Origin of the sequence: Leifsonia sp. 466MF, from assembly GCF_900100265.1 — a bacterium.
GTDB lineage: Bacteria > Actinomycetota > Actinomycetes > Actinomycetales > Microbacteriaceae > Leifsonia.
The window spans coordinates 1,829,476-1,840,546 of sequence record NZ_LT629696.1; the positions used below are offsets into that span (position 1 = coordinate 1,829,476).

At 70.7% G+C, this 11,071-nt stretch carries 7 protein-coding genes and 1 pseudogene; 3 read left to right on the forward strand and 5 right to left on the reverse strand.

All coding sequences use genetic code 11. From position 1 onward, the window contains the following. Window positions 1-92 precede the first annotated feature (92 nt). On the forward strand, window positions 93-353 hold the full coding sequence (gene rpsT / locus BLR91_RS08760; RefSeq protein WP_018190901.1) for a 30S ribosomal protein S20: 261 nt from the start codon (window positions 93-95) through the stop codon (window positions 351-353). Between the two features lie 139 nt (window positions 354-492). Here rpsT and holA read toward each other — a convergent pair whose 3' ends face one another. Together holA and BLR91_RS20415 are read right to left on the reverse strand one after the other, a co-directional pair. Next, window positions 493-1,533 (reverse strand): DNA polymerase III subunit delta, encoded by a 1,041-nt coding sequence (gene holA / locus BLR91_RS08765; RefSeq protein WP_231918862.1) that lies wholly within the window; start codon window positions 1,531-1,533, stop codon window positions 493-495. A 611-nt stretch (window positions 1,534-2,144) separates the two neighbouring features. Next, window positions 2,145-3,929, reverse strand: a pseudogene (locus tag BLR91_RS20415) (ComEC/Rec2 family competence protein); the annotation flags it as partial. 207 nt (window positions 3,930-4,136) lie between these two features. On the opposite strand from BLR91_RS20415, the gene BLR91_RS08775 reads away from it, so the two are divergent. Continuing rightward, complete coding sequence (locus BLR91_RS08775) at window positions 4,137-5,177, forward strand: hypothetical protein (protein ID WP_231918863.1); 1,041 nt, start codon at window positions 4,137-4,139, stop codon at window positions 5,175-5,177. A 9-nt stretch (window positions 5,178-5,186) separates the two neighbouring features. Here the strand turns inward: BLR91_RS08775 and BLR91_RS08780 are convergent, their stop codons facing one another. The 3 genes from BLR91_RS08780 to pabB all read right to left on the reverse strand — a co-directional run bounded on the left by BLR91_RS08780 (window position 5,187) and on the right by pabB (window position 10,239). Then, the gene (locus BLR91_RS08780; RefSeq protein WP_089875674.1) at window positions 5,187-5,849 is read right to left on the reverse strand and encodes a ComEA family DNA-binding protein; all 663 of its coding nucleotides are present in this window, start codon (window positions 5,847-5,849) and stop codon (window positions 5,187-5,189) included. Window positions 5,850-6,084: 235 nt separating this feature from the next. After that, window positions 6,085-8,709 (reverse strand): leucine--tRNA ligase, encoded by a 2,625-nt coding sequence (gene leuS / locus BLR91_RS08785; RefSeq protein WP_089875672.1) that lies wholly within the window; start codon window positions 8,707-8,709, stop codon window positions 6,085-6,087. 129 nt (window positions 8,710-8,838) lie between these two features. Beyond that, the gene (pabB, locus tag BLR91_RS08790; RefSeq protein WP_089875670.1) at window positions 8,839-10,239 is read right to left on the reverse strand and encodes an aminodeoxychorismate synthase component I; all 1,401 of its coding nucleotides are present in this window, start codon (window positions 10,237-10,239) and stop codon (window positions 8,839-8,841) included. A 17-nt stretch (window positions 10,240-10,256) separates the two neighbouring features. On the opposite strand from pabB, the gene BLR91_RS08795 reads away from it, so the two are divergent. Continuing rightward, window positions 10,257-11,057, forward strand: coding sequence for an aminotransferase class IV (locus BLR91_RS08795; RefSeq protein WP_089875669.1), 801 nt, complete (start codon window positions 10,257-10,259; stop codon window positions 11,055-11,057). Window positions 11,058-11,071: the final 14 nt, after the last annotated feature.

Consider the following 11,071-nt stretch of genomic DNA (forward strand, 5'->3'; position numbering starts at 1 on the left):
TTGCGCGTGGATGCGTCCGCACGAAACGCCGCAAGGCGCCCTCTCCGCTGAGCGGCACATCCCTAACTCATCCAGAACGAAAGTGACCATTCGTGGCAAACATCAAGTCGCAGATCAAGCGCAACCGCACCAACAAGAAGGCCCAGGAGCGCAACAAGGCCGTCAAGAGCGAGCTCAAGACCGCCATCCGCGCCACCCGTGAGGCCGTCACGTCGGGCGACAAGGACAAGGCGACCGCGGCGCTGCGCGTCGCCGCCAAGAAGATCGACAAGGCGGCCAGCAAGGGCGTCATCCACAAGAACCAGGCGGCGAACCGCAAGTCGGCCATCGCCAAGCAGGTCGCCGCGCTCTAAGCGACGACCGCCAGCGGGACCTGTCCCGCGCCGCGAGAGAGCCCCCTCCTGGACTTCGGTCCGGGCGGGGGCTCTCTGCATGTGCGGGCATGCGCAACAAACTGGCGTACTGGAGTCCGACGGGGGCGCGTGGTCAGCGTCAGCCGCGGCCGCGCGCGCTGATGATGCGGATCATGCGCTCGAGCGCGAACACCGGATCGCGGCCGCCGCCCTTGACGTTGGCATCGGTCTCGGCGAGCAGTTCGATGCAGCGACCGAGCCCGTCCTCCGTCCAGCCCGCCAGGTCGCGGCGGGCGCGGTCGACCTGCCACGGCGCCAGGCCGAACTGCTGCGCCAGTTGACCGGAGCCGCCGCGTGCGCCGGAGATCTTGGCCATGGTGCGGATCTTGCTGGCGAAAGCGGCCACCATCGGGACGGGGTCGGCACCCGACGCAAGCGCGTGCCGCATGGTGACGAGAGCCTCGCCGTGCCGGCCGGCGATCGCGGCGTCGGCGACCTGGAAGGCGTTCGTCTCGACGCGACCTCCGTAGTACTTGTCGACGGTGGCCTCGGTGATCTGCTCTGACGAGTCGGACAGCAGCTGCTGGCAGGCGGCAGCCAGCTCGGCGAGGTCGTCGGAGAAGGCCGATGTGATCGCCCGCAATGCGCCCGGGGTCACCTTGCGACCGGCCGCTGCGAACTCGGCTTGAGCGAAGTCGTACTTTTCGGCGTCCTTCTTGAGCTCGGCGCAGACGATCTCGATTCCGCCGCCGGTACCGGAGCGGATCGCGTCGAGCAGCTTCTTGCCCCTGACGCCTCCCCCGTGGCGGAGGGTGACGACGGTGCCGTCGGCCGGAGATTCGAGGTAGGCGAGCATGTCCGAGAGGAACGCGTCGTTGAGCTTCTCGACGGCCTCCACACGGATCAGGCGCGGCTCGCCGAACAGGGAGGGGCTCGCGAGTGTGAGCAACTCGCCGGGGGCGTAGTCGCCCGCGTGGAGGTCGCTGATCTCGAGGCTGGGATCTTCGGCCTTGAGTGCGTCACGGAGCGTGCGGACGGCCCGGTCGGCGAGGAAGGCCTCCGCTCCGGTGACGAGGACGATCGGCGCGGCACGCACCTGGTTCCAGGGAAGCTGCGGGATCGCGCTCGTGGCGGCACGCGTCTTGCCCGCACCGGTTCTGCTGCTGCTTCGGGTGGCCACATTCCTCCTCGTCCGTATCCAGGATACGGGCGGCCACTGTCAGTGCTGTCCGGCGTGCGTTCACTCCAGAGCCGCACCGCCGGACCCGTGCGGGCCGGGGACGTCGCCGACACCAGGAGCATCCCCTGCTCGTCGGTGCGAGCGACGGCCGTTCCGCTGTCTGCCAGTATCCGGAGCGCGGACGCCGTCGGATGCCCGTAGCCGTTGCGGACGCCGACCGACACCAGCCCCAGCCTGGCGTGAAGCCGACGGTAGAGGTCCGGACTCTGGTCCGCGGATCCGTGGTGCGCGACCTTCACGACATCCACCGGGTGCACCGCGCCGGCCGCGATGAGCGCATCCTGCGCTTCCTCGCCGAGGTCGCCCAGGAAGACCGTACGGAGGCCGCGGCCGTCGGTCTCCAGCGTGATGCTTCCCGCATTGCCTGTGTCCTCCTGGCCGCCTGTGGGCTGCGCCGGCGGCCAGAGCACGCGCCAGCTCACGCCTCCTAGCCGTCCCGACAGTCCTGCGTAGCCGTGCTCGGTCGGCACTCCCGCCGCCCGGAGGATCGTGAGCGTGCGCTCGTCGGCATCGCGCACCGGGCGCTGAACGATCGCGTGCTCGACGCGACCGGCCACAGCGGACAGCCCGCCGACGTGGTCGGCATCGAAGTGGCTCAGCACGAGGAGGTCGATGCGGGAGATGCCCAGGCGGTCGAGACATGCCGCCGCGGGCTCCGGCTCCCGCCCGACATCGATCATGGCGACGGCGTCGCCGTCGCGGATCAGTAGGGCGTCCCCTTGGCCGACGTCGCAGGCGGCGAGCTGCCAATCGGGCGGAAGTGCGAGCGCGCGCCCGACGAGCCCCCCGCCTAGCGTCGCGAGGTAGACCACCGCTCCCCCGCACAGGGCGACGATGGCGACGATCGAGACGACCCGGGAGGAGTTCCGCCCGAGGACGATCACGGCGACCGCGACGAGGACCGCCGCACTCAACAGCACTCCGATCAGACCCGGCGCCCACGGCGCCGCGACACCAGGAAGCCGGCTCGTGAACACCGCGACCTGGGCGATCCAGGCAGAAGGCAGCCACGCTATCCAGATCACCGCCTGACCGAGTCCTGGCGTCAGCGGAAGCAACGCGCACGCGATGCAGCCGAGCATCGTGGCCACCGGTGCCGCCGGCTCGGCGAGCAGGTTCGCCGGCACCCCGTACAGCGGCAGCGTCGGCGCGAGCAGGAGCAGCACCGGCTGGCAGGCGAGCTGGGCGGCCGTGGGGACCGCCACGGCGATGGCCAGCGACTGCGGCATCCAGCGGGTGAAGAGTCGGCTCAACGGTCCCGCGAGGACCAGCAGCCCAGCCGTGGCGAGGACCGACAGCACGAAGCCGTGGTCGCGCGCCAGCCAGGGATCGTGGACCAACAGAACGACCATCGCGAGAGCGAGGGAAGGAATGCCGTCCGCGGGCCGGCCGCGCGCCAATCCGATCAGCAGCACCGCCGCCATGACAGCCGCCCGGATGACGCTCGCTCCCGGTCCGACCAGCGCAACGAAGGCCGCCAAGGCTGCGGCGGCTGCCAGGATGCGCGAGCGGCGTCCGAACCCCGCCAGACGTGCGAGGCCGAAGACCAGGGCGATGACGAGAGCGCAGTTGGCACCCGAGACGGCCGTGAGGTGGCTGAGCGATGCCGCCTTCATCGCCTCGTCGAGGTCGACCGACACAGCGGTCTCGTCACCGATCGCGAGTCCGGGGAGCAGCGCGCCGCCGTCACCCGGTGTCGACGCCGCGGCTCGCGCGAAGGTCTCGCGCGCGGACGCCGCCCAGCCGAGCCACGGCGGCGGAGCAGCGGCCACGGCCACGTCGTCGCGCACGCTGACCGTGTATGTCGTCGGCTCTCCCGGCTCCTCACGCCGGACGGTGCCGTGGACGCGGACGACAGCTCCGAACGCGCAAGCACGGGCGTCGTGCTCGCTCGCGCCGAACAACACCGACACCGGGATAGACGCCCCTCCGCCCTCCGTCCGGCCGCGCAGACTCCAGCGTGCGCCCCCGTCGAATCCTGCGGCGACCCGCTGCGGGGTCCGCTCGACCCGCACCAGGATCGAGACCACCTCCGACTCCGACACCGCGGATTCGAGTCCCGGGGACTGCCGTGACGGCGTCTGCGCGGTAACCGCGACGGCACCGACGGCCACCCCGACGAGCGCCAACGCGACGAGAGGAAGTCCACCACGCGAGGAGCGCGCCGACGACCGACGTGGAGGACCGACCGCCAACCGGACACGCCATGCGAGAACACCGATGGCGATCGCGCTGGACGCGAGAGCGACGACCAGGGCGAGCTCCGGTACGCCGATGAGCACCGCTACCGCGATCCAGAGCGCACACGCGGGCAGGGCGAGCCGCAGATCAGGCATCGGACGACTTCTCGCCGCCCACGATCAACCGAACCAACCCGGTTGCGGCGACGTCTGGTGCGGAAGCGCCGCGGGGCCGGGAAAGGGAGTCAGATGGGTGTCGCATCCCTTCACGCTAGGAACCGACTGAGGTGCTCCAGCCCGACGACCACTGATCAGTGGATAACTGCCAGAGCCATCGGAGTGTGGACGATACAGCCGCTAAGTGTGCGTGAACGAGAACATCACACCGTCATCGATCGGCCCCACACCTCGGACGCTGTGCTCGGGAGTGAGCATATTCGGGTCGTCGATGCGACGCTCCCGCCACACGCGCTTGCTACGCTGACGACGACACAGGGAGGACCATTGGGATTGTTTCGACGCCGCAAGGACGAGCCGCAGCCTGCGGATCGCATCGAATGGGTGACTTCAACAGCCAGACGGATTCTCGCTGAGCGAGGCGTCGAGACGACTATCGAATACGGTGCCGAACCGGAGGACGTCAGGCTGATCGCCGCCGACGGCCAGCTGTATCCGCTCTTCAACGCCTTCGCCAAGACCCACGGTGCGACCGCAGATCAGGCTGTGACGGTGGTCACCCAGCACATCGACAATCTGCTCGACGCACGAAACACCCCGGCCGCCACGCAGCTGTCCGCCGACCAGTTGCGACGGCAGGTGCGAACGCGGATCCTCCCCGGCGGCGTGGGCGGCCCGAACGAACCGACGTTCCACTATGCGCGACCGTTCACCGATGATCTGATTCTCGCCCTCTGCGTCGATTTTCCAACCACGGTGAAGTTCATCGACGACTCTGACATCGACGACCTCGCTCTGAGCGTGGACGAGCTGTACGCGTACGGGCAGCTCAACACCGACCGGGAACCCGTCGACGAGCGCATCGAGCCTGTCGAGGGGATCCACGTCATCGCCGGGGACTCGCTGTTCACAGCGTCGAAGGCCGCGAACCTGCCCGCCGTGCTCGGCGCCGCTCCCCTGGGGACGCTTTTCACCCTGCCACACCGTCACATGATCATCGCTGTCCCCATCACCGGGCCGGAGACGATGGCCGCCGTCGAGCACCTGGTGAGTCTCACCCAGCATGTCCTCAGCGGTGGCCTCCCCCCTGGCGGCGTCATATCCGCCGACGTGCTGTTCTCACGCAACCAGCAGGTCACCCGAGTCTCATCGATGGACGAGAACGGCAAAGTGTCGATCATGGTCGACGACCGCCTTCAGGAAGCACTGGAGGAAGCCCTCGGCTGACCGCGGGCATCAGACGACCACCCGATCCTTGAGGCCGTCGAAGAGCTTCTGACCGATCCCGGAGACCTTCAGAAGGTCCGTGACGGCGCCGAACCGGCCGTTCGCGGCCCGCCAGTCGACGATCCGCTGAGCGAGCGTCGGGCCGATCCGCGGCAGCGTCTCCAACTCCGCCGGCGTCGCCGTGTTGAGATTCACCGGCACGCCAGGCGCACCCGTCGCACCGCCCGCACCGCTCGCCCCTGCGGCCGGCCCACCGGATGCAGCTCCGCCCACCGGGGGCGGGTCGCCGATCCGCGGCACCACCAGCTGCTCTCCGTCGGCGACGGGCCGGGCGAGGTTCACCGCGGCGATGTCGGCGCCGTCGGCTGCTCCCCCGGCGGCAGCTACCGCATCCACCACCCGGGACCCCGCCGGGAGGTCGACGAGCCCGGGCTCCCGCACCGCGCCCGTGACGTGCAGGAGCAGCCGCCCGCCAGCCGCGGACGGCCCCGACGTCGGCATGCCGCTCGCGCCGGCGGACGGCGGCAGCGTCGCTCCGAGGTCGATCGACGCCCCTTGCTGCGCGGTCGCCGAAACCAGCACGGCGACCACCGCTGCGACGATCGCCAGCACGATCGCCGCGCCAACACCGATACGAACCCGCCGCGAACCCCGGCCGTCGGCCGCCTCCATCGGCTCGAGACTCTCGACACCGACGTCCCGCCCCGGCCTCGGCTCCGAACCGGACCGCTCGGGCACGCCGGAACCGGCGGCTGAGGGCTCGGCACGGTGTCGCATCCCCTCACGCTACGAAGCACCGCCGCCACAGAGCCTCACCACCACCGCATCCGTGGAGAGACGACAGAAGCGCCGGGCTGTGAACAACCCGGCGCTTCCGACGTTGGGCCCGCTCAGGCGGGCGCCGCGCTCAGCCGCGCGGCTTCGTCGCGATGTTGACCAGTCGCGGTGCGCGCACGATCACGTTGACGATCTCGCGGTCACCGACCGAGCGCACAACGGCCTCGGAACCGCGCGCCAGGGCCTCGAGCTCGTCCGACGCGATCTTCGGCGAGACCTCCAGGCGGTCGCGCACCTTGCCGTCCACCTGCACCACCGCGGTCACCGACTCCTCGATGAGCAGGGTCGGGTCGGGCTTGCGCCACTGCGCCAGCGCCACCGAGGGCTCGTAGCCGAGCTTCGCCCACATGTCTTCCGCGGTGTACGGGGAGAACAGGTTCAGCGCCATCGCGATGACCTCGGCGGCCTCGCGGACGGCGGCGTCGCCCGCACCCGGCCCGGAGTCGATCGTCTTACGCGTGGCGTTGACCAGCTCCATCAGCCGGGCGACGACCACGTTGAACTTGAACGACTCGACCAGTCCGGGCGCGTCGGCCAGGAAGCGGTGGGTGACGCGGCGCAGGGCCGGGTCGCCCGTCTTCCAGACGACGTCGGGCGCGCTGGTCACGTCGTCCGCGATCCGCCAGGCGCGCGCCAGGAACTTCGCGCTTCCCGACGGCGAGACGTCCGCCCAGTCGATGTCGTCCTCCGGCGGGCCGGCGAACGCCATGGTCAGGCGCACCGCATCCACACCGTGCTCGTCCAGCTGCTCGGACAGCTTCACCAGGTTGCCGCGCGACTTCGACATCGCCGAGCCGTCCATCAGCACCAGGCCCTGGTTCAGCAGCGCCGTGAACGGCTCCGTGAAGCTGATGTAGCCCAGGTCGAACAGCACCTTCGTGATGAAGCGCGCGTACAGCAGGTGCAGGATGGCGTGGGTCACGCCTCCGACGTACTGGTCGACCGGCGCCCACTTCTCCGCCTCGCGCGGGTCGAACGCCTGGGTGTCGTCGTTCGCCGACAGGAACCGCAGGAAGTACCAGGAGCTGTCCACGAACGTGTCCATCGTGTCCGTGTCGCGCTTGGCCGGTCCGCCGCAGTTCGGGCAGGAGACGTTGACCCAGTCGGTCGCTCCGCCCAGCGGGCTCGTGCCCTTCGGCTGCAGGTCGAGGCCGTCTGCCGGCGGCAGCAGCACGGGCAGCTCCGACTCGGGCACGGGCACCTCGCCGCACTGCTCGCAGTGGATGATCGGGATGGGCGTGCCCCAGTAGCGCTGCCGCGAGATCAGCCAGTCGCGCAGGCGGAAGTTCTTCGCCGGTGCGCCCAGGTTCGACGCCTGCAGCGCTTCCGTCACGCGACGGATCGCGTTGGACTTGCTCAGGCCGTCGAACGGCCCCGAGTTGATCAGGCGTCCCTCTCCGGTCAGCGCGACGCCCGTCTCGGACGGGTTCTCGAGCGCTGCCTCCTCCGGCAGGATCGGCTCGCCGGTCTCCGGATCCGTGTGGATGACCGGGATGGCACCCGTGACGGGCTGCGTGGTGTCGACGACGACCCGCACGGGCAGGTCGAAGGCGCGCGCGAAGTCGAGGTCGCGCTGGTCGTGCGCGGGCACGGCCATGATCGCACCGTGACCGTAGTCGCTCAGCACGTAGTCGGCGGCCCAGATCGGGATGCGCTCCCCGGTCAGCGGGTTGATCGCGTGACGCTCCAGGAACACACCGGTCTTCTCGCGCTCCGTGCTCAGGCGGTCCATCTCGGTGGTGCCGCGCACCACATCCAGGTAGTCGTCGAAGCGCTTGCGCACCTCTGGGCGCGCGCCCTCGACCAGCTCGGCGGCCAGGTCGGAGTCGGGCGCGACCACCATGAACGTCACGCCGTACAGCGTGTCCGGACGCGTCGTGTAGACGGTCACCGGCTCGTCGCGGCCCTCGATGCGGAACGTGACGTCCGCACCCGTGGAGCGCCCGATCCAGTTGCGCTGCATCGAGATCACCTTGGACGGCCAGGCGCCCTCCAGCTGGTTCAGGTCGTCCAGCAGGCGGTCGGCGTAGTCCGTGATCCGGAAGTACCACTGGGTCAGCTTCTTCTTGGTGACCAGGTTGTCGCATCGCTCACAGCGTCCGCCGACGACCTGCTCGTTCGCCAGAACCGTCTGGTCGAACGGGCACCAGTTCACCTGGCTCGCCTTGCGGTACGCCAGGCCCTTCTCGTACAGCTTCAGGAACAGCCACTGGTTCCAGCGGTAGTACGCCGGGTCGGAGGTCTGCAGCACGCGGTCCCAGTCGAAGCTGGGCGCGTAGCGGCGCATGCTCGCCTTCTGCTGGGCGATGTTGTCGTTGGTCCAGCCGGCCGGGTCGAGGCCGCGCTTGATGGCGGCGTTCTCGGCGGGCAGGCCGAACGAGTCCCAGCCGATGGGATGCAGCACGTTGAAGCCCTGCTGGCGCCAGTAGCGCGCGATCACGTCGCCCAGGGCGTACGCCTCGGCGTGACCCATGTGCAGGTCGCCGGACGGGTACGGGAACATGTCGAGGATGTACTTGCGCGGGCGGCTGTCGGCGGGGTCGTCGGTCGCGAACGGCCGCAGCTCTTCCCAGACCGGGAGCCACTTGTCCTGGATGGCGGCGAAATCGTAGGCGGCGCGCTCGTCGTGGGCGCGACCGGTCTGCTGGGGGGTGCTCGCTGCCGTGGTGCCGGCTGCGTCGTGCTCGTGTGCCACGTGACTCTCAATCTCGGTTCCGTCGTGCCGCGTCGGGATTTCTGGCGGCACGGAAGAGGACGGGCGGCGCGCGCCCGGTACTCCAGACTACTAAACGTCGGCGACGTCCAGTCCGTTCCCAGCGCGCCCTCAGTTCGCCGTGGGCGTGCTCCCGCCGCTGAGTCCGGCCGCCGCCAGCAACGCCGCCGCCTTCACGCGCACCTCCGCCAGCTCCTCCGCGGGGACGGACAGCGCGGTGATGCCGCCTCCCGCGCCGATCACGACGCCCTCGCCGCTGAAGTGGATGCTGCGGATCACCATCGCGAGATGTGCGGTGCCGTCTACTCCCAGGTAGCCGAAGCACCCGGCGAACGCCCCGCGCGGGCCACCCTCCAGCCGGTTCAGGATGCGCATGGCACTCAGCTTGGGCGCCCCGGTCATCGAGCCGGCCGGGAAGCACGCGGCCACCGCATCCACCGCGCCGAGCCCGGGGCGGAGCCGGCCCTCGACCGTCGAGACCAACTGGTGGACCTGCGCGTAGCTCTCCACCGCGAGCAGGTGGGTGACCTCGACGGAGCCGACCTCGCACACCCGCCCGAGGTCGTTGCGCATCAGGTCGACGATCATCACGTTCTCGGCGCGCTCCTTCTCGCTCGCCTCGAGTTCCGCACGCAGTTCGACATCGGCGGCGACGGTCGCTCCCCGCGGGCGCGTGCCCTTGATCGGGCGGGTGCGGACACGACCTCCGTCGACGCGCAGGAACTCCTCCGGCGACGAGCTCACGAGCGTCTCCCCGGCGATCCGCACGAAGCCGGCGAACGGTGCCGGGCTCGCCCGCCGCAGCCGCAGGTGCACGGCGAGCGGGTCGGCGGCGCTGCGCGCGGTGACGCGGTTGGTGAGGCAGAGCTGGTAGGCGTCGCCGGCGCGGATCGCCTCCTGACACGCCTCGATCGCGGCGAGATAGGCGTCGTCGTCGTGGCGCCAGTGAGCGACGGCCGGCGGGATGGGATGCGCGGCCAGGTAGGCGTCAGTGGCACCGGCGGCGGTCGCCAGCGCGCGCACGGTCGCGTCGATCCAGGCCGTTCCGTCGGCGTCGTCAGGGGCGATGATCTCGATCGTCCGGTCGGCGTGGTCGAAGACGACAACACGGTCGACGAACAGAAGGGATGCGTCGGTCGTGCGGCCGTGCTCCGGCACCGCGACCGGCGCACCGGCTGCCGACGCACCGGCCTCGTAGCCGAGACGCCCCCACCAGCCGATCGGGGCGGCGAGGCGCTCGGCCTGCTCGCCGTGCCACAGCCCTAGGTCGGAGCGCAGCGCATCCAGCACCCCTCCGGGCCGCGTCACGCCGTCGACGGTGACCGTGCCGTCGGCGACGGACGCGGTCATCCGCACACGGCCCGTCCCGATGTATGACCGCCCGCTGAGGGCCTCGGGCCCGCTGTCGAGCCAGACCGCATCGACACCGTCCGCGCCGCCGAACAGCGTCGCGAACGCGTCGGCCGGGTCGACCCAGGTGTCGAGCGGCTGCACGCGGAGCGGGGTGAGCACCGGACTAGCCTAGGCGAGTGGACACGCACAGCACCGGACCGGTCAGCTCCCTCGCCGACTGGGCGGGCGGTGAGCTCCGCGTGCGCGACGACTGCGAGGTGACGGAGACCGAGCTGCTCGGCGCCGACTCGTTCCTGGTCCGCGACGGCCGAGTGCTGGCGCTCGGGCTGCACCGCAGCCGGTTCGCCGAGACCGTACGCGAGCAGGGCTTCGCCGACCGCGCCGAGGTCGAGGCGTTCTGGGATGCCGCGATCGGCTCGCCGCCGCGCGAGGGCGACTGGTTTCCGCGGTTGGAGCTCGTGCGTGCGCGGGACGCCCTGCGCCTGCGCTTCCGGTTGCGGACGGCACCGGAACTCACCTCCGAGCTGGTGGTCGCGACCGCCGACGCCGACCCCCGCGTCGTCCCGCACCTGAAGGGGCCGGACCTCGATCGACTCAGCGCGCTCCGTCAGCGGGTGCAGCGCCGAGGGGCGCAGGAGGCGATCATCCTCGACCACGGCCGCGTGTCGGACGGCACGACGACCGCACTGCTCTGGTGGCGCGGTGATGCACTGTTCGCGCCGCCCTTCTCGCTCCCGCGGGTCGACAGCGTCGCCGCGCGCACGGTACGGGGTGTGGCCGCTGCGCTCGGCGTCCCGGTCGAGGATGTGGCCGTCCGGCCGTCGGAGTTGGAGGGCGCGGTGCTGTGGGCCGTGAACGCGCTGCACGGCATCCGCGCCGTCACCGCGTGGGTGGGCGGGCCGGCTCTCGCGCAGGATCCCGCGCGGACCGACGCCTGGCGCGCGCGGTTCGCCGCGCTGGCGCGACCGCTGCCCTGATCCGCTCGGCCCGG